General features: G+C 51.7%; 16 protein-coding genes and 1 pseudogene. 13 read left to right on the forward strand and 4 right to left on the reverse strand.

All coding sequences use genetic code 11. The features are described 5' to 3' along the window. The first annotated feature begins 73 nt into the window (after positions 1-73). From EDI29_RS05005 to EDI29_RS05030, 6 genes are all read left to right on the forward strand, one after another. On the forward strand, positions 74-655 hold the full coding sequence (locus tag EDI29_RS05005; protein ID WP_137739993.1) for a TerD family protein: 582 nt from the start codon (positions 74-76) through the stop codon (positions 653-655). Then, entirely contained in the window at positions 655-1,809 is a 1,155-nt protein-coding gene (locus EDI29_RS05010) for a TerD family protein (RefSeq protein WP_137739994.1), read from the forward strand. The genes EDI29_RS05005 and EDI29_RS05010 overlap by 1 nt, the downstream gene beginning before the upstream one ends. Before the next feature lie 23 nt (positions 1,810-1,832). Then, a complete protein-coding gene (locus EDI29_RS05015) occupies positions 1,833-2,288 on the forward strand; it encodes a tellurite resistance TerB family protein (RefSeq protein ID WP_005975059.1) in 456 nt (151 codons plus the stop codon). 25 nt (positions 2,289-2,313) lie between these two features. Then, complete coding sequence (locus EDI29_RS05020; RefSeq protein ID WP_137739995.1) at positions 2,314-3,357, forward strand: TerC/Alx family metal homeostasis membrane protein; 1,044 nt, start codon at positions 2,314-2,316, stop codon at positions 3,355-3,357. A gap of 52 nt (positions 3,358-3,409) precedes the next feature. Further along, positions 3,410-3,988, forward strand: a complete 579-nt coding sequence (locus EDI29_RS05025) for a TerD family protein (RefSeq protein WP_107168034.1) — start codon at positions 3,410-3,412, stop codon at positions 3,986-3,988. Positions 3,989-4,062: 74 nt separating this feature from the next. Next, positions 4,063-4,638 carry a TerD family protein gene (locus EDI29_RS05030; RefSeq protein WP_014701349.1) on the forward strand — a complete coding sequence of 192 codons (576 nt, stop codon included), beginning with the start codon at positions 4,063-4,065 and terminating at the stop codon, positions 4,636-4,638. A gap of 44 nt (positions 4,639-4,682) precedes the next feature. Here the strand turns inward: EDI29_RS05030 and EDI29_RS05035 are convergent, their stop codons facing one another. The 4 genes from EDI29_RS05035 to dtnK form a co-directional block, all read right to left on the reverse strand. After that, positions 4,683-5,366 (reverse strand): HAD-IB family hydrolase, encoded by a 684-nt coding sequence (locus EDI29_RS05035; protein ID WP_137739996.1) that lies wholly within the window; start codon positions 5,364-5,366, stop codon positions 4,683-4,685. Positions 5,367-5,381: 15 nt separating this feature from the next. Next, positions 5,382-6,203 carry a DeoR/GlpR family DNA-binding transcription regulator gene (locus EDI29_RS05040; protein WP_137739997.1) on the reverse strand — a complete coding sequence of 274 codons (822 nt, stop codon included), beginning with the start codon at positions 6,201-6,203 and terminating at the stop codon, positions 5,382-5,384. 261 nt (positions 6,204-6,464) lie between these two features. Beyond that, a complete protein-coding gene (locus EDI29_RS05045) occupies positions 6,465-7,445 on the reverse strand; it encodes a D-threonate 4-phosphate dehydrogenase (RefSeq protein WP_137739998.1) in 981 nt (326 codons plus the stop codon). Then, complete coding sequence (gene dtnK, locus EDI29_RS05050) at positions 7,438-8,766, reverse strand: D-threonate kinase (RefSeq protein ID WP_137739999.1); 1,329 nt, start codon at positions 8,764-8,766, stop codon at positions 7,438-7,440. The genes EDI29_RS05045 and dtnK overlap by 8 nt, the downstream gene beginning before the upstream one ends. A gap of 235 nt (positions 8,767-9,001) precedes the next feature. On the opposite strand from dtnK, the gene EDI29_RS05055 reads away from it, so the two are divergent. The 7 genes and pseudogenes from EDI29_RS05055 to cutC form a co-directional block, all read left to right on the forward strand. Further along, complete coding sequence (locus EDI29_RS05055) at positions 9,002-10,138, forward strand: iron-containing alcohol dehydrogenase (protein ID WP_137740000.1); 1,137 nt, start codon at positions 9,002-9,004, stop codon at positions 10,136-10,138. Positions 10,139-10,206: 68 nt separating this feature from the next. After that, positions 10,207-11,091, forward strand: a complete 885-nt coding sequence (locus tag EDI29_RS05060) for a dihydrodipicolinate synthase family protein (RefSeq protein WP_137740001.1) — start codon at positions 10,207-10,209, stop codon at positions 11,089-11,091. 38 nt (positions 11,092-11,129) lie between these two features. Further along, a complete protein-coding gene (locus EDI29_RS05065) occupies positions 11,130-12,545 on the forward strand; it encodes a sodium:solute symporter family protein (protein WP_137740002.1) in 1,416 nt (471 codons plus the stop codon). A 3-nt stretch (positions 12,546-12,548) separates the two neighbouring features. Then, the gene (locus EDI29_RS05070) at positions 12,549-13,736 is read left to right on the forward strand and encodes a sialidase family protein (RefSeq protein ID WP_137740003.1); all 1,188 of its coding nucleotides are present in this window, start codon (positions 12,549-12,551) and stop codon (positions 13,734-13,736) included. A gap of 65 nt (positions 13,737-13,801) precedes the next feature. Continuing rightward, the gene (locus EDI29_RS05075; protein ID WP_137740004.1) at positions 13,802-14,269 is read left to right on the forward strand and encodes a NanQ anomerase/TabA/YiaL family protein; all 468 of its coding nucleotides are present in this window, start codon (positions 13,802-13,804) and stop codon (positions 14,267-14,269) included. 32 nt (positions 14,270-14,301) lie between these two features. Next, complete coding sequence (locus tag EDI29_RS05080; RefSeq protein ID WP_137740005.1) at positions 14,302-14,991, forward strand: SDR family NAD(P)-dependent oxidoreductase; 690 nt, start codon at positions 14,302-14,304, stop codon at positions 14,989-14,991. A 659-nt stretch (positions 14,992-15,650) separates the two neighbouring features. Continuing rightward, a pseudogene (gene cutC, locus EDI29_RS05085) lies at positions 15,651-18,026 on the forward strand (choline trimethylamine-lyase); the annotation flags it as partial. Positions 18,027-18,098 lie beyond the last annotated feature (72 nt).

Consider the following 18,098-nt stretch of genomic DNA (forward strand, 5'->3'; position numbering starts at 1 on the left):
TATGATTTTTTAAAGAATGGGATTTGGTGTAAAAAGCGTTGTTCTTTTCAATACCTTTATAAGGAATGTGGCTATGGTTTCTTTAAGTAAAAACCAGACAATTTCTCTCAGTAAACAGTCTTCTGCTATCAGTAACCTTCACTTTGGGCTCGGCTGGGACCCGGTGAAAAAGAAAGGTCTCTTAGGGGGATTATTTGGCGGTAATGCGTCAATCGATCTTGATGCCGGATGCGTACTGCTCGACAAAGCAGGTAATGAGATCGATACCGTGTGGTTTCGTAAACTGAAATCATCCTGTGGCTCGGTGGTACACAGCGGAGACAACCTGACTGGCGAGGGTGACGGCGATGACGAAGTGATCCGCGTTGACCTGAACCGGCTCCCACAAAACGTCGAGTTTCTGGCATTTACCGTCAATAGCTTTCGTGGCCAAACGTTTAATGAAGTTGAAAATGCATTCTGCCGCGTCGTTGATCAGGCCAATAAAGAACAGGCTCGCTATCAGTTGACCGAACAAGGCTCTCATACCGGGATCGTTATCGCCTCACTGCGCCGTAACAATGGTCAGTGGGATTTCACCGCTCATGGCCAAGCCTGTCGGGGTCGCACGATTAGTGATATGCACGCCGATATTGTTACTGCGGTGGTGCGCTAATGAATCTGACCCCAGGCGGCAACGCGCCCGTCCCTAACAAAGCGTTGCAGGTTCGCGTCCTTTCCGGTGCCGCAGTTGATGCCAGTGCTTTCCGTCTGTTTGCCACAGGCAAGGTACAGGGCGACGCAGATATGGTGTTTTATGGTCAGCCACGCAATGATGACGGCAGCATCAGTCTGATGCATGAAGGGCACAACACCCTCTTCACTATCGACGTCACTCGACTAAAGCCAGAAGTACAAAAGGTCGCCTTTACCGTTGCTTGTGACGGTAGCCAAACCATCGCAAATTTACAGCGGCTCAACATTCAGGTTGAGGCTGATAATGAGGTTCTGGTTAACGGCAATGTCGAGCTGGCAGGGCGTCAGGAAGCGGCGTTGATCCTGGGAGAACTTTATCGTCGTAACAATGACTGGAAGTTTCGCTTTATTGCGCAGGGATTCAACGGTGGCCTACAGCCCCTTGCCGAGCACTTCGGCATCGAAGTGGCAGCCCCTGCCGCACACGCTGAACCGACGCCGCCTCCGGCACCACCAGCTACAAGCCGCATCAATCTGAGCAAGGTGTCGCTCACCAAAGAAAAACCGGCCATTAGCCTGGAAAAACGCGATAACTTCGGTGAGATTCGCATCAACCTAAACTGGCATCGCGAGGCCAAAGCGTCCGGTCTGCGTGGGATGTTTGGCGGCAGTAACGGTGTCGATCTCGACCTCGGTGCATTTATCGAGATGCAAGATGGTTACAAAACCGTGGTTCAGGCGTTGGGCAATCGCTTTGGTGATTATCAGAACGAACCCTATGTCCTGCTAAAAGGGGACGACCGTACTGGCGATGTCTCAGAAGGCGAATGGCTGCATATCAACGGTCGCGAATGGAAGAACCTGCGCCAGGTACTGATTTATGCCTTTATCTACGAAGGTGTCGCAAGCTGGGATAAAACCGATGGCGTAGTCACGCTACACATCCCCGACCAACCACCGATCGAAACCCGCATGACGGAAGGGCAAAATAGCCGCAACATGTGTGCGGTTGCGCGTCTGGTCAATGAAGGCGGAAGTATCAAAGTTGAGCGTATCAATCAGTTCTTCAATGGTCATAGCGATATGGATAACGCACTTGGCTGGGGATTTAGCTGGAAAGCAGGCTCAAAATAGTTTCATTTTACGAGGGGTTCAGCATGAGTTTTCTTAATAAGGTTAAAGGCGCCTTCAATGCCAGCCGAGAAGAGTTGACCAAACAGGTCGGACGCTTCAAGAACAAGAAGTTTCTGCAAGGTACTGTCGCCGTTTGTGTCCGCATCGCGGTATCCAGCGGCGGCGTGAGTACGGAAGAAAAACAGAAGATGATTGGTTTCCTCAAATCATCAGAAGAGTTGAAAGTGTTTGATACTGCTGAAGTTATTGAATTCTTTAACAAACTGGTTGCCAGTTTCGATTTCGATGAAGAAGTCGGAAAAGGTGAAACCATGAAATATATCCTGGCGCTCAAAGATCAGCCTGAAGCCGCACAGCTGGCGCTACGAGTCGGTATTGCCGTTGCTAAAAGTGACGGTGATTTCGATGCAGCAGAGCAACATGCCGTGCGAGAGATCGCGACTGCGCTTGGGTTTCAACCCGCCGACTTCGGCCTTTGATGTCAATATCCTCTAAGGGTTATCTATGGTATCCACTCATATCGGCTTCCCGACAGAAACCGTCATTGTTTTTATAGCACTGGCCGTCGGGGCCATTTTTATCGACCTGTTCATGCACCGCCATGACAAGCCGATTTCATTGAAAAGCGCAGCGCTGTGGTCAGTGTTCTGGGTCATTGTGGCAATGGCTTTTGCCGGTTTCCTCTATATTCATCACGGTACTGAGGTCGCCAGCCTGTTCATTACCGGCTATGCGCTGGAAAAAGTGCTATCGGTGGATAACCTGTTCGTGATGATGGCGATCTTCTCGTGGTTCGCTGTTCCCGATCGTTACCGTCACCGCGTACTCTACTGGGGGATTATCGGAGCCATCGTGTTCCGGGGTATTTTCGTCGCGATCGGTACAGGGCTGCTCAGCCTGGGGCCGTATGTAGAAATCGTCTTTGCGTTGATCGTTGCCTGGACCGCCGTCATGATGCTGAGAAGCGGCGACGATAACGACGAGATCGAAGATTACTCACAGCATCTCGCTTACCGTTTAGTGAAACGCTTCTTCCCTATTTGGCCAAAATTGAAAGGCCACGCATTTCTGTTAAACCAGAAAGAAGTGGACGAAGAGCTGGCCAAGCCGGAAAACAAAGACGTCACGATTGGTCGTGGTACCAAAGCCGCCTTCTACGCCACGCCACTGATGCTCTGTGTCGCGGTAGTAGAACTTTCTGACGTAATGTTCGCCTTTGACTCGGTTCCCGCTATTATTGCCGTGAGCCGTGAACCGCTGATTGTCTACAGTGCGATGATGTTCGCTATCCTAGGTTTGCGTACACTCTATTTTGTACTGGAAGCACTGAAACAATATCTGGTTCATCTGGAAAAAGCCGTTATTGTGTTGCTGTTCTTCATCGCTGCCAAGCTTGGCCTGAATGCAACCGATCACATATGGCACCATGGCTACAGCATCTCGGCAACCTCCAGCCTGTTTGTTGTTCTGGGCGTACTGGCGCTAGGTATTATCGTCAGCGTACTGTTCCCAGCCAAACCCGATGCTGAGGAGAACAAGGAGAGTTAATCTTCTGCTCCTAACACTACATTCTGAAATATCAACTTAAGAGGTTAATTTAATGAGCGTTTCTCTTTCTAAAGGCGGTAATGTCTCACTGAGTAAAGCAGCACCGACGATGAAAAATGTCTTAGTCGGTCTTGGCTGGGATGCACGCGCGACGGATGGTCAGGACTTTGACCTGGATGCTTCGGCATTCCTGCTCAATGCGAATGGCAAAGTCCGCGGCGATACTGACTTCATTTTCTACAACAACTTGAAGTCTGCTGATGGCTCAGTGGCCCACACCGGCGATAACCGTACAGGCGCGGGTGATGGAGATGACGAATCATTGAAAATTAAGCTGGATCTGATTCCGGCTGAGGTCGACAAAATCGTTTTCGTTGTCACGATTCATGATGCACAGGTTCGTAACCAGAGCTTTGGTCAAGTATCCGGCGCGTTCATTCGCCTGGTAAACGATGACACCCAAGCTGAAATCGCACGCTACGATCTGACTGAAGATGCTTCAACTGAAACAGCAATGCTGTTCGGTGAACTGTATCGTCATAATGCAGAGTGGAAATTCCGTGCCGTCGGTCAGGGCTATGCGGGTGGTTTGGCATCGGTCTGCTCACAATACGGTATCAACGCATCCTGATAGACCTCACCTTGTCTTTCCCTTTGGGCAGTCTCGCGCTGCCCAGTAATCCACTCTAAAGCAGGAGCTATAAAATGGCAGTTTCTCTGGTAAAAGGCGGTAACGTATCCCTAACGAAAGAAGCACCAACCATGAATGTTGCCATGGTCGGCCTGGGATGGGATGCTCGCGTCACCGACGGGCAAGCATTCGATCTGGATGCGTCAGTATTTATGGTGGGAGAAGATGGCAAGGTCCTGTCTGACGCTAATTTTATTTTCTTCAATAACAAACTGAGCCCTTGCGCCTCCGTTGAGCACCAAGGCGACAACCGCACCGGAGAAGGTGACGGCGATGATGAGCAAGTAAAAATTCATCTGGCGAAAGTGCCGGCTGAAGTGAAAAAGCTGGTGTTTTCCGTGACGATTTATGATGCCGAAGGCCGTAAACAAAACTTCGGTATGGTCAGCAACAGTTTCATGCGCGTCTATAACAACGACACCAGTGCTGAAATTGCGCGTTTCGATCTGTCTGAGGATGCGTCCACCGAAACGGCCATGATTTTTGGCGAACTGTACCGTAATGGCACCGAGTGGAAATTCAAGGCAGTCGGTCAAGGCTTTGCGGGCGGCTTGTCAGCCCTTGCCGCTCAACACGGCGTTAATGTGTGATTGATACCGTCTCCCCGACTTAGGTCGGGGAAATTTCTTGATGTTTAAGGATGAACCTTAATCACGCCCGATAGAAGTAGTCGTTCCGAAAGCGGTTTACGCCGCAGCCAGCGCGGATGAAAATGACGCCAGTGCGCATCGTGAGCGGATGCCAACAGCTCGTAGTCGCCACGGGTGTCGCCCCATGCACGTATATGGTATTGGTTTAGCGGGCCATACACGCTTTCCAAGCGCTGCACCTTATAGCTACACCGACAATTATGCCCGTTAATCTTTCCGGTCAGTATGCCGTTTTCTACCTCAAGCTGTGTCCCAATCAGTTTCACGCCTAATCGTTCGGCAAAAGGACGTAGCACGATCTCCGGCGATGCCGAGCAGAGAGTCACTTCAGCCCCGGAATGCAGTTCCGCAGCGACGCCAAGCACCCCGGACTTACGCATTAACGTATTCCACTTACGCTGACAAAACGCTTCTGCTTTTTCCTGAATCCAGGATGCTTCAATGCCAGAAAGAAACGTAGCAATGAGATACTCTTTGAGCTCATCACGCGTCAACTTACGCTGTACACAACGCGCAGAAGGCAGCACCAGATGCATCATGCGCCGGGCAAAAACACGCTTACCGAAGGCAAAACGTAAAAAAGGAATAAAGCTGTCATGGTAGGTCAACGTTCCATCGAAATCGAAAACCGACAGAACCTGACGAGTCCCATTGAACTCAGTACTCATTACAAAACTCTCCTGTCAGCCACCAACCAACGTAAGATTGAATGTTTTACCTTTCAGCTGCGCCTGTACGTCAGGCACTAACCCGCTGTCGGTGATGATATCGGTTAATTCTGACAACGGTGTCACGCAGAACAAAGAATACGCACCATATTTACTGCTATCGGCCAGCAACACGCGTCGACTGGCATTCGCGCCGAGATCTTGCTTCACACCGGCCTTTTCTTCTGTCGGTGTGGTCACCCCTTTATCGAGGCTCCACGAGTTGCAGCTGATAAACGCAATATCAGGGTAAATATTGCGTAACAGGCGACGACCATGTTCACCGATACAAGATTGGCTGCTGTCATCAATACGCCCGCCAATAATCGTCACTTCGATCTGCTTAAATTCAGACAGAAATAACGCAATTTGTAAATCAGCGGTAATCACGCGCAGCGGCAGATGCGTTAAGTTACGCGCCAATTCCAGCATCGTCGTTCCCGCATCCAGTACGACTGCACTGCCTGGCGTAACCAATGTTGCGGCATAACGCGCAATCGCCTGCTTTTCCTGAAGATTGCGATGCAGCTTCTCGTTCGTGGTCGGCTGGGAAGGAATAAAGCGATTAAGCGTCACACCACCATGACTACGGCTAATCACGCCCTGCTCATCCAGCTTAATCAAATCACGACGAATTGTCGCCGGGGAAGCGTCGATCACAGACACCAGTTCCTCTACCGTCACCAGATTATGGCTTTTCAGATAATCCATAATCTGATCAAGGCGACTTTGTCCTTTTACTTTATCCCCGCTCATGCGGAAAGCATCAGTTAATGTAGGGTCCACGGCGATATCCATCTGGCAGTCATAAAATGATTTTACGTTGTTGGTCAATCGGTATAAAGAATGAAAACAATGATAATGGGATAATAGAGGAGTAAAGCGTTTACGCCAGGAACGCCTTTACGCGTTACCTAACAAACGTTATCAGCAATGTAATGCGTAATCATTCTTGGTTGCAGGATACCAGAAACCTTCCCGAAGGCGGGAAGGAAGATATCCTGCAATGTGCACTGTCACTTAAAAAATCGTACTAACCGCAGCCATAGTCACCGTAAATCAGGCCAGTTGCATCGCGAGCTGAATAGAGATCGCCATACTTTCAGGCTTCGCTTTACCCGTCCAGGCAATGTCAAAGGCCGTGCCGTGGTCGGCCGACGTGCGGATAAACGGCAGCCCTGCGGTAATGTTCACCCCATCATAGAAGCCCAATAGCTTGAGCGGGATATGTCCCTGATCGTGATACATCGCCACCACCATATCGTACTGACCTTCATACGCCTGCAAATAGACGGTATCCGGCGGGCACGGGCCATACACATCAATACCTTTGGCCTTCATAGCTTCAACCGATGGCGCGACAATTTTAATCTCTTCATCACCAAACAGACCATTCTCCCCCGCGTGCGGGTTAACCCCGGCCACGGCGATACGTGGGTGGGTAAAACCGACGCGCTTAAGGAAGACATCCGCCATGTCGATCACCGTTTCCACGCGATCGCGGTTCAGCGTATCGAGGAATTTACGCAGCGCGATGTGCGTTGAAACATGGATAACTTTCAGCTTATCGGTATACAACACCATTGCATAGTCGCGGCTGTTGGTCAGCTTAGCCAACAGCTCCGTGTGGCCTGGGTAGAGGTGGCCTGCCGAGTGCAGTGCTTCTTTATTCAGCGGCGCAGTCGCGATCGCATGCACGTCACCCGCCATTGCCAGCTCAGTGGCCTTCTTGATACAGCGATAAGCTAAATCGCCCGCCTGTGCCTGAACGACGCCAGGCTCTAGCGCCTGAGGATCTTCCAGCGGCTCGTCGATAATGTTGATGACGCCAGGTGCGAATACGGCGTCAGCCGGTTTATCAATGATTTTTAGCTCTACGGCAGGCACCACATTCAATGCCAGAACACGCCGCATCGTCTGTACGCAACCCACCACCACGGCAGATGCGCCGGAAAGCTCGCCTTCGGCCAGAGATTTGATAATAATTTCCGGTCCAATCCCCGCCGGATCACCCATCGTTACTGCAATAATTTTACTCACTGACCTTCTCCTCAATAAAACGTAAAACGTCGAGCAGAGTCGTTTCGTTGCCAAAACCCCCCGCTTTAGTCATCACAGGGGTCATGCCGACAACGCTGTTCAGCAGGTATCCCCAAGGCACGCAGGATGCGATTTGCCCCTTAATCTGAAAACCGGTAGCACCCAGTGCGGTTGCCACGGCAATCGCGATATCGCCCCCTGATAAATACAAACCTCCCGGCAAGCGTCGGCTAGCGCCATCCGCTGCCTGGCTATCTAGCGTCTGAACAATGCTGCGCGTAAGTTCCCCCAGATAGTGGCTGATCGTTTCGCCAAGCTGCTGGCGACTCAGTCCAAGTTCCCGGCAGCGTGAGTCGATCTCGAAGCGCTGATTCTCATTGTGGCAAGTACGAATAATGCAGTGATGCCCACTCATCAGTGCGTTCACTGCGTCCTGACACTGGGACGCCATGCCAGTAGATGAATGAGATGAAAAAAGCGCGCTGATATCGACCTCAACCAGCGTGACATTGCGGCGTAGCCGAGCAATTGCAATCTGCTTTTGAGCGATATCGCTCATTGAACCGATGACAGCCAGCAGCGGTTTCTCCGTTTTGTGCGTAAAATCCAGCACAGTTGCCAGCGCGTCGCTCAAACCTGCCGAGCCAACCAGCAACGGGCGAAACGGCAGCGCCTTCGCGGCATCAACGATATGCGTCAGATCGTCTTGCTCGTCCGTATCAAGAATAATCAGACGCGTTCCCTCGTCTGCCAACTGCTGCAAACGCTGAGCTAAATTAGCCTGGCGTACCTCATCAAGATGGATTTCTGCCACGGGCAACGCGGTCTGTTCCGCCAGACGAGCCGCAATAGAAGCCGACGCCACTGGGGTTTTCGGATCGCTGGCAAATTCTGTATCGCTAAGCAAACGACCATTAACCCAGACTTCACCTTTTCGGGTAATACGTCCCAGCATCGGCGATGCGGCAGCAATCAGTGCAACAGGCGCCTCTGCCGCAGACAGCGCGGCGGCAATCTCTGCTCCCAGATTCCCACGCAGCGTCGAGTCTATCTTCTTAATAATCCAGCCTCTCCCGCCAACAGCCTGCCAGACTGCTATCGCTTCTGCGGTGCGTTGAGACGCCACGTCGCTACGCGCCGCCCGGCTATCGGTGTTAATGACCACCGCATCACCCAGCAAATCCGTATGCAGCTTATTAACGTCAAATACGACGCTAACCCGCGCGCCATGCTGCGCCAACCCGACGCCCGCATCATTGGCACCCGTAAAGTCATCAGCGACAACGACTACCTGCTCTGCTGATTGCTGCATGTTTGGCATACCTCATTTCCGGTTCATGGTTATCTGGTAATGATTATATTGAATCACATTTGATTATATGTGAGCAACATCAAATTATTTAAAAGGAATTTCACCTATAAATTATCACCACGATGTGGCAAATGGCGTTAAATCGTGATGAGAAACACGCCATTTGACTGAAAGTAATCACCATCGCAACCATTATCATCGCGATAACGCTCTGGCGAAGAAGAGAAAAGACAAGGTAATAAGCATGAACATCAATAGCACTATCCTCAGCGGCTACCGGGTACTTCAGGACATCAGTCATCTGTTGTCAGGGAAACAGCACGTTTTATTTGTCACCGACAAAAACATTGTCGGGCTGCCTGACGTTCAGGCGCTGATCGCACAAGTTAAGCAAGCCGTTCCGCAGGTTCTGCTGGTTGATAACGTGCCTGCCGAGCCGAGCCAACATGACGTCGCCCAGATACTGAGCCAGCTCACACAAACCCAGACCGATCTGGTCATCGGCGTAGGCGGCGGCAGCGTGCTGGATGTTGCCAAACTGCTTTCCGTACTGTGTGCAGGCGATGAAACCGTGACGTTGGATAACCTGCTGGCAGGGGAAAAACCCACCCGCCGCACAACATCACTGCTCATCCCAACCACAGCGGGAACCGGCTCTGAAGCCACGCCAAATGCCATTCTGGCGATCCCAGAGAAAGAGACGAAAGTCGGCATTATTACGCCAGTGATGCTGCCGGACTACGTTGCGCTCGTGCCAGAGCTGACTATCAGCATGCCGCCACATATCGCCGCATCAACCGGCATTGATGCGCTTTGCCATCTGATCGAGTGCTTCACCTCGACGATTGCCAACCCAGTCAGCGACAACTACGCGCTGATTGGCCTGAAAAAGCTGTTTGCCAATCTTGAAACCTCGGTGCGCGAGCCGGGCAATATGGAAGCCAAACTGAACATGCTGTGGGCATCCTATTATGGCGGTGCCGCCATTGCCCACTCCGGTACGCATCTGGTTCACGCGATGTCCTACCCGCTCGGCGGCAAGTATCACATCCCACACGGCGTGGCGAACGCCATCCTGCTCGCCCCTTGCATGCGTTTCGTACAGGACGCCGCACAGGACAAATTCGCACAGGCGTATGACCTGTTGCCGGATGCCGACCTAACCCTCAGTACCGCGGAAAAAGCGCAGGCGCTGGTGGCCTATTTCAGCGAATTGGTCAAACGGCTCAATCTGCCCAACACCCTACAGCAGCTCGGTGTGGAAAAAGACCACCTGCCCTATCTGGTCGATGCCGCATTACAGGTTCAGCGGCTGATGAAAAATGTACCGACGCAGGTCAGTGCCGACGATGTGCGTGAGGTTTATCTGACCCTGTTTTAAAGCGCGCGGATTTAGGTAGAACGCTTTTAAATTTTCATCTTTTTGATTACGTGTCACGAGGAATAACAATGAGTAAAAAAATTACTGGCGTCCTGACCGCCATCGTCACGCCGTTTGATAATCAGGGCGAATTTAACCCCGCAGCCATGCGTCTTCAGGTTCAGCGCCAAATGCGCTATGGCAACGGTATTTTCTGCAACGGCACCAACGGTGAGTTTTTCGTTCTACACACCGATGAGAAAGTTGCCGTCACCGAAACCTGCGTTGATGAAGTTGCCGGAAAAGTGCCCGTTGTCGGCCACATCGGTGAAATCTCCACTCGGGAAACCATTAAGCTCGGCAAACGCATCGCCGCGCTGGGTGTTGATGCCGTTTCGGTCATCACCCCGTATTTTATCCCATTAAAACAGGAAGAGCTGATCGCCCACTACACCGCCGTCGCCGATGCGCTGACCGTGCCGGTGTTCCTCTACAACATTCCTGCACGCACGGGGAATACGCTAGCGCCGGAAACCGTCCGCACGCTGGCGGATCACCCGAACATCATCGGCATCAAAGACAGCGCAGGCAGCTATGAAAGCCTGAGCAGCTATGTGCAAGCGGTGAAAGGCGTACAGGGTTTTAACGTACTGAATGGCCCAGACTCGCTCATTCACCAGGGCTTTGTTGACGGCTGCTCCGCCTGTATTTCCGGGCTGGCTAACGTGGCACCGGAACCGATCAGCCAAATTTGGCACCGTTTCCATGCGGGTGACATCGAAGGCTCCCGTCAGGCACAAGAACAGGTTGCCGAATTGCGTAAGACGCTGTACGCCATCGCGTTTTCACCGGCTGTGGTGAAGAAAGCGCTGGCGATCATGGGTGAAGATGTTGGCGTCAGCCGCTATCCGATCCAGTTTTCCGCACAGGATGAAGACAACATCCGCAACATCCTTAATCAATTCTCGCAGTAACAGAGAAATTACAATTTCCACTTATAGGCCGAGAAGATATGAACCATTTTAATTTTACCGACACCCTCATAATCATCGGGATGATTGTATTTTATATCGCATTCACCTCGTGGTTAACGCTCAAACTACGCAGTAAATCGAACACCGAGTTCATGGAAGGATCGCGTGCGCTACCGGCATTTATCGTCGGTGTTCTACTGATGACCGAGTTCATCGGTGCCAAATCCACAGTAGGTACGGCGCAGTCCGCTTTTGAAAATGGTATCGCCGCCTCCTGGTCAGTGATTGGCGCCGCCATCGGCTTCCTGCTGTTCGGGATGATTCTGGTCAAAAAAATCTACAACACAGGCAAAGTCACCATTTCCGGTGCAATCGCTGAGAAATACGGTACATCGACCAAGAACATCATCTCAATCATCATGATCTATGCGTTGCTGCTGGTTAACGTGGGCAACTACGTCAGCGGCGCGGCAGCTATCTCAACCGTGTTGAAAATTTCTCTGCCCGTTGCAGCACTGATCACCGCTATCGTCAGTACGTTCTACTTTTATTTTGGCGGTTTAAAGGGCGTGGCTTACGTGACGTTGATTCACAGCGCCGTGAAATACGTCGGCGTCATGATCATTCTGTACGTGGCACTGAAAATGACCGGTGGCATCACACCGATGATTGAAAAAATGCCGGATTACTACTGGACATGGGACGGCAAAATTGGTGCCAGTACGATCTTTGCCTGGCTGATCGGCACAATTGGATCGATTTTCTGTACCCAATTCGTCATTCAAGCCATTTCAGCGACCAAGGATGCCACATCTGCCAAACGCGCTACCTGGGTCGCCTTCTTCTTCTGTATGCCGATTGCGATTGCCATCGCGGTTATCGGCGTCGCGGCGAAGTTTGCTCACCCAGAAATCAACAGCCTGTACGCCATGCCAGTCTTCCTGCAAGATATGAACCCATGGGTGGCTGGACTGGTGACAACCTCACTGGTTGCATCAATCTTTATCAGCGTGAGTACCGTAGCACTGGCGATCGCCTCACTGATCGTGAAAGACTTTTACGTCCCGTACTACAATCCGACGCCAGAAAAAGAGATGAAAATGACGCGTGTATTCTCGCTCATTATCGGATTCCTGCCGTTAGTTTTCGTCCTGCTGGTGCCTGAAGTTCTGAAACTGTCGTTCTTTACCCGTGCCATTCGCCTGTCGATTTCCGTGGTTGCGGTGATTGCCTTCTATCTGCCGTTCTTTAATAGCACCCGCGGCGCAAACGCCAGTCTGATCTCAGCCTGCGTGGCCACCTCCGTCTGGTACATACTCGGCAACCCATACGGTATCGACAACATGTACGTCGCACTGGTTACCCCGGCTATCGTCATGCTGATCGATCGTCTGATTCCGAATAAAGAACACAAAATCAAAATTTCTCAAACTGAAAATAAATCAGGAGCCTGAGTCATGAGTAGCGAAACCATTACCGTGGAACGTAGCGGAAAAGTTCATCACGCAGAAGGCGATGCCGCGCGTCTGGATGCCTACATTCCGTCGGAATGCCCGCAGAATCATGCAGCCAACCTGCTCCATCTGCCAAACGGCGATGTGCTGTGCGTCTGGTTCGGCGGTACGCAAGAAGGGATTGCAGATATCTCTATCTATATGTCCCGCCTTGTGAAAGGCAGCGATAGCTGGAGTAAAGCCGTTAAGCTGTCCGAGGATGCGACGCGTTCTGAACAGAATCCCGTGCTGTTCCTCGCGCCGGATAACGTGCTGTGGCTGCTGTACACCGCACAGAAATCCGGTAATCAGGACACCGCAATTGTGCGTTATCGCCAATCCACCGATTTGGGTGCCACCTGGGGTGAGATCGGCACGCTGCTCGATCAGCCGGGCACCTTTATCCGCCAACCCATCACCGTGTTGGAAAACGGTGACTGGCTGCTGCCGGTGTTCTACTGCCGCGTTCAGCCTGGCGAGAAGTGGGTCGGTAACGATGATGATAGCGCCGTGAAAATTTCCAGCGATCGGGGTAAAACCTGGCAGGAATATCCGGTGCCAAACAGCACGGGCTGTGTACACATGAACATCACCCCGTTGCAGAACGGCACGCTGCTGGCACTGTACCGCAGCCGCTGGGCCGATTTTATCTATCAGAGCCGTTCAACCGACGGCGGTAAAACCTGGTCAGAGCCAGTACCGACCGATTTACCGAATAACAACTCGTCTATTCAGGTGACTACGCTGAAAAACGGCCATCTGGCACTGGTGTTCAACCACATGAGCGCCGCCGATGCTACCGAGCGACGTCTGTCACTGTACGATGAAATCGAAGATGAAGAAGACAAAGCCAGCAATGCCAAAATGCCGGAAGTGCAAGCCGGTGGTCGTAGCGCCTTCTGGGGCGCACCGCGCGCGCCAATGACGCTCGCCATTTCGGAAGACGGCGGTAAGAGTTGGCCGTGGCAGCGCAATGTCGAAGTGGGTGACGGTTACTGCATGACCAATAACTCAACGGAGAAGCTGAACCGCGAGTTTTCTTACCCCAGCGTCAAGCAAGCACCGGACGGTAAGCTGCATCTTGCGTTCACCTACTTCCGACAGGCGATCAAGCACGTCGTGGTGAGTGAGGAGTGGGTCAAAGCGAACTAAACCACGCTGCTTTTTTCTCTTTTCCAGCGGGGGCTCTCCCCGCTATCTTCCTTCAGGACACGATAATGATTGCAGGAAACCTAAACGCCCTCAAACTCGCCACACTGCCCGACGCGCTGTGGACCATTCTGTCCGCATCAGGCATGTCGTTGGCTGAACTGAATGCGCAGCCAGAAGGCCGCTATCAGCCAGAAGGTGCCGAGTGGTTTTACAACATCGGTACGACCAAGACTGCACCACGTGCCGAACGCCATACCGAATTTCACAGCAACTATCTCGATATTCAATTGATTCTGGAAGGCGAGGAGATTATCGGTTACGGTCTGAATGATGTACATGGTCGGCCTGCAACTGAACGTAAACCGGATCTTTATATTCTGGACAACCCGCAGGTGCCGCATCAGATCCATCTGCGGGCAGGCGATTTCGTCACGTTCTATCCGGGAGAAGCCCACCAGGCGCTGTGTGCCATCAACGACAATCCAGCCCCCGTCAAAAAAGCCGTGTTTAAGATCCCCGTTACGTTGTTGTAATAAGAACGGTTGAATATTAAGGAAATGATGTCATGTCAGCGATAGCCCCTAAACACGCCCTGATTACCGGTAGCAGCTCAGGGATCGGTGCCGCCATCACACAAAAATTACTGGCGGAAGGCTGGTGGGTAACCGGCCTGTCACGCAAGCCGGGCGACTATTCACATCCACACTTTACCCACCGTGCGGTGGATATCATGGATACGCACGCGCTGACCGCTATTCTGGACGAGATTGCGCAGGTTGATGCCGTTATCCATGCGGCTGGCATTATGAAATCTGCTCCACTCGGTCAGCTTTCGTTAGAAGACGGAGAAACACTGTGGCGCTTGCATATCAACGCAGCGCAGGTACTTGCCGATCGGCTGGTCGATAAGCTGCCGCAAGGGGGCAGAATCGTGCTACTGGGCAGTCGCACCTCCAGCGGTGCGGCGGGGCGCAGCCAGTACGTCACCACAAAATCCGCGATGATGGGTATGGCGAGAAGCTGGGCGGCGGAGCTGGCACCGCGTGGAATTACAGTCAACATTGTTGCGCCGGGCGCAACGGAAACCCCGATGCTGACGATGCCGGGACGCCAGAGTTCTCCGCCGAAGCTACCGCCGATTGGCCGTTTCATTCAGCCGCAGGAAGTGGCCGATTTGGTAGGCTATCTGCTCTCCCCTTCAGCGGCAGCCATTACCGGACAACAGTTGGTAATCTGCGGCGGTGCCTCACTGTAGCGCACGTTTCATTATTACAGGCCAATTTTCTTCAGCGGTGATTGGCCTGAATTCTCTTACCCTCTACCATTTCCCTGCCAATCTAATTATACCGTGCATATAAAATCCTTTTTATTTATTGTGAATATATTCTTCAACAATAATTAATAGAATAATAATATAAATTACGTCGAAAAATAAAACATAATGAATTGATCTTAGTCAATCAATTAACAACATCACCTTCACCCCTATTTAAATAGCACCTACACTACTTTGAGCAATTAAAAATAAAGAAAAAATCACAACCATTAAAATACAAGCCATTAATTAAAAAAACTAACGATGCAATAAAACATAAGTTCAATATATTGAATAGCCATCTATTCAATAAAAAACCATCAAAGCCGTAAAAATACCCATTAGTAAATATATTAACATCGATATTCAGATAGATACCTTCCCTACCTATTGCGCATTTCGGAGATTGTTCACAGTAATTTTCTTATCCCCTTTATTGAATCAGAAAAAAAACAGCAGGAGATTCTCGTATGGATAATGACACGTTAGCCCCCGACACAATCCCTTTCTCACTCGGTAACAGTATATTGAATAGCGGAAAAATAGCCGGGCAGAATAGCGGCAAAAAATCTTCTGCCGATGACATCGCCGCAGAGCAAGAAGCGCTTACGCCACGCATGCAGCGTCTGCGCACCCGCTATTTAGCAGCACGTCCCAGTGTCTCTATTTATCGCGCGTTAGCCTTTACCGACGTCGCGAAACACAATCCCGGACTGCCACCCATTCTGCTACGCGCCAAATCCTTTCGTCGCGCCTGCGAAACCGCCCCCATCCTGATTCAGGATGAAGAATTGATCGTCGGCCATCCCTGCGGTAAACCGCGCGCGGGTGCGTTTTCTCCCGATATCGCCTGGCGCTGGGTGCAGGATGAACTGGACACCATGAGCACGCGCCCTCAGGACCCGTTTCAGATCTCAGAAGACGATAAAAAAACGATCCGCGAAGAAATCGCGCCCTTTTGGCAAGGCCGCTCGCTGGATGAGGTGTGCGAAGCACAATATCGTGAAGCCGGCCTTTGGGCATTCAGCGGAGAAACCTTTGTCAGCGATCTGTCTTACCATCAGATCAACGGCGGCGGTGATACCTGCCCAGGCTATGACGTATTGCTCTTCACGAAAGGGATGAAAGGCATCAAAGCCGATGCGCAAGCAAAGCTTGCCGAACTGGGTATGGAAGATCCGGCTCATATCGATCGTATCTACTTCTACAAGGCCGCGATTGAAACCTGCGATGGCGTCATGACCTATGCAAGCCGCATTGCCGCACAGGCGCGTGAGCAGGCCACGCAGGAAACCGATCCCTCACGGCGCGCCGAACTCCTGATGATTGCTGACGTCAACGAGAGCGTGCCTGCCAATCCCCCGAAAACGTTGCAGGAAGCCCTGCAAAGCATCTGGACGCTGGAGTCTTTATTTGAAATTGAAGAAAACCAGACCGGTATTTCGTTAGGCCGTGTCGATCAGTACTGCTACCCAATGTATGAAGCCGACATTCAATCCGGCCGCCTGACGCGTGGGCAGGCACTGGAGCTGCTACAGATGTTCATTCTGAAATGTGCAGAGCTGATGTGGATGTCCAGCGAAAGTGGTGCAAAATATTTCGCCGGCTATCAGCCATTTATCAACTTGACGGTGGGCGGGCAGAAACGCACCGGAGGCGATGCCTGTAACGATCTCACCTACCTGATCATGGATGCAGTACGTTTTGTGAAGGTGTATCAACCTTCGCTTGCCTGCCGGATTCATAACCAATCGCCCCATGAGTACATGGAAAAAATTGTCGATGTGGTCAAATCCGGTATGGGTTTCCCAGCATGTCACTTCGATGATTCCCATATCAAGATGATGTTACGCAAGGGCTTCGATTTTGACGATGCACGCGACTACTGCCTGATGGGCTGCGTAGAGCCACAAAAATCAGGTCGTATTTATCAGTGGACATCGACGGGCTATACCCAGTGGCCGATTGCCATTGAGTTCGTGTTAAACCGTGGCCGCATGATCCTATTTGATCGTGTTCAGGGGCTGGATACCGGCGACTTGAACACGCTGGACACCTTTGAGGCGTTTGACCGTGCGGTGAAAACGCAGATTGCACACATCATCCGCCTGTCGGCCATTGGCACCGTGATCAGTCAGCGCGTACATCGTGATATCGCCCCTAAACCACTGATGTCCCTGCTGGTAGAAGGCTGCATGGAAACCGGCCGGGATGTCACCGCTGGCGGAGCGGTCATCAATCATGGACCTGGGCTCATCTTCTCTGGGTTAGCCACCTACGTCGATTCCATGATGGCCATTCGGAAACTCGTCTATGAAGACCGTCAGTACACGCTGGAACAACTGCGTGACGCACTGTTAGCCAACTTTTCAGGCTACGAAACACTGCATAGGGATTGCCTGAATGCCCCGAAATACGGCAATGACGACAGTGATGTTGACCCGCTCGCGCTTGATATCACGGAATGGACGGAGCGCGAGTGCCGCCAATACAAGATGCTCTATTCCACCTTTAGCCACGGCACCTTATCTATCTCCAACAACACGCCAATCGGCGCACTCACCGCAGCCAGCGCAAACGGGCGTCTGGCATGGACCCCACTCTCCGACGGGATCAGCCCAACACAGGGCGCAGACAAAAAAGGGCCGACGGCAAGCATCAAGTCTGTCAGCAAAATGAATGTTGAAAGCATGAACATCGGCATGGTGCATAACTTCAAATTCCTTAAAGGCATGCTGGACACGCCGGAAGGTCGCAACGGACTGATCACCCTGCTGAGAACGTCATCTATTCTGGGCAATGGTCAGATGCAATTCAGCTACGTTGACGATGAGGTGTTGAGAAAAGCCCAGCAAGCACCGGAGAAATACCGTGATTTAATCGTCCGCGTGGCGGGCTATAGCGCGTACTTCATTGAGCTCTGCAAAGAGGTTCAGGATGAAATCATTAGCCGCACCATGATTGAGAAATTCTGAACCCTCGGCACGCGTAGGGGAGTAAGTAAGGCACACACCGTGAACAAGGATGTTTACCTTGCCGCAGGTAGA

Origin of the sequence: Pectobacterium polonicum (assembly GCF_005497185.1) — a bacterium.
GTDB classification, from domain to species: Bacteria; Pseudomonadota; Gammaproteobacteria; order Enterobacterales; family Enterobacteriaceae; genus Pectobacterium; species Pectobacterium polonicum.

Bases quoted from the DNA above. Each gene is read 5' to 3' on its own strand.
- EDI29_RS05005 (WP_137739993.1), top strand. From the start codon at position 74: ATGGTTTCTTTAAGTAAAAACCAGACAATTTCTCTCAGTAAACAGTCT.
- EDI29_RS05010 (WP_137739994.1), top strand. From the start codon at position 655: ATGAATCTGACCCCAGGCGGCAACGCGCCCGTCCCTAACAAAGCGTTG.
- EDI29_RS05015 (WP_005975059.1), top strand. From the start codon at position 1,833: ATGAGTTTTCTTAATAAGGTTAAAGGCGCCTTCAATGCCAGCCGAGAA.
- EDI29_RS05020 (WP_137739995.1), top strand. From the start codon at position 2,314: ATGGTATCCACTCATATCGGCTTCCCGACAGAAACCGTCATTGTTTTT.
- EDI29_RS05025 (WP_107168034.1), top strand. From the start codon at position 3,410: ATGAGCGTTTCTCTTTCTAAAGGCGGTAATGTCTCACTGAGTAAAGCA.
- EDI29_RS05030 (WP_014701349.1), top strand. From the start codon at position 4,063: ATGGCAGTTTCTCTGGTAAAAGGCGGTAACGTATCCCTAACGAAAGAA.
- EDI29_RS05035 (WP_137739996.1), bottom strand. From the start codon at position 5,366: ATGAGTACTGAGTTCAATGGGACTCGTCAGGTTCTGTCGGTTTTCGAT.
- EDI29_RS05040 (WP_137739997.1), bottom strand. From the start codon at position 6,203: ATGGATATCGCCGTGGACCCTACATTAACTGATGCTTTCCGCATGAGC.
- dtnK (WP_137739999.1), bottom strand. From the start codon at position 8,766: ATGCCAAACATGCAGCAATCAGCAGAGCAGGTAGTCGTTGTCGCTGAT.
- EDI29_RS05055 (WP_137740000.1), top strand. From the start codon at position 9,002: ATGAACATCAATAGCACTATCCTCAGCGGCTACCGGGTACTTCAGGAC.
- EDI29_RS05060 (WP_137740001.1), top strand. From the start codon at position 10,207: ATGAGTAAAAAAATTACTGGCGTCCTGACCGCCATCGTCACGCCGTTT.
- EDI29_RS05065 (WP_137740002.1), top strand. From the start codon at position 11,130: ATGAACCATTTTAATTTTACCGACACCCTCATAATCATCGGGATGATT.
- EDI29_RS05070 (WP_137740003.1), top strand. From the start codon at position 12,549: ATGAGTAGCGAAACCATTACCGTGGAACGTAGCGGAAAAGTTCATCAC.
- EDI29_RS05075 (WP_137740004.1), top strand. From the start codon at position 13,802: ATGATTGCAGGAAACCTAAACGCCCTCAAACTCGCCACACTGCCCGAC.
- EDI29_RS05080 (WP_137740005.1), top strand. From the start codon at position 14,302: ATGTCAGCGATAGCCCCTAAACACGCCCTGATTACCGGTAGCAGCTCA.